The sequence below is a fragment of the Corallococcus exercitus genome (assembly GCF_003611585.1).
GTDB classification, from domain to species: domain Bacteria; phylum Myxococcota; class Myxococcia; order Myxococcales; family Myxococcaceae; genus Corallococcus; species Corallococcus exercitus.
On record NZ_RAVW01000959.1, the window covers coordinates 1 to 275 of the forward strand.

At 68.7% G+C, this 275-nt stretch carries 1 protein-coding gene; it reads left to right on the top strand.

Annotation, left to right across the window (positions count from 1 at the left end; genetic code table 11):
- Positions 1-275, top strand: a 275-nt coding sequence (locus tag D7W79_RS43085; protein ID WP_147442412.1) for an AMP-binding protein, incomplete at both ends; no start/stop codon positions are given.

Genomic DNA, 275 nt, shown 5'->3' on the forward strand with positions numbered 1-275 from the left:
CACCGGGGCATCACCCGCCTGGTGCTCGGCAATTCCTTCATGCGCTTCGGGCCTGACGAGGTCTGGCTCCAGGCAGCCCCGGTCGCCTTCGACGCCTCCACGCTCGAAATCTGGGGCGCCCTGCTGCACGGCGCGAAGCTCGTCCTCGCTCCGCCTCACTCCCTCTCGCTTGAGGAGTTGGCGACCCAGTTGCGTCACCACCGCGTGACGTCCCTGTGGCTCACCGCAGCCCTCTTCGAGCAGATGGCCCTGCACCAGGGTGAAGCCCTCGCGGG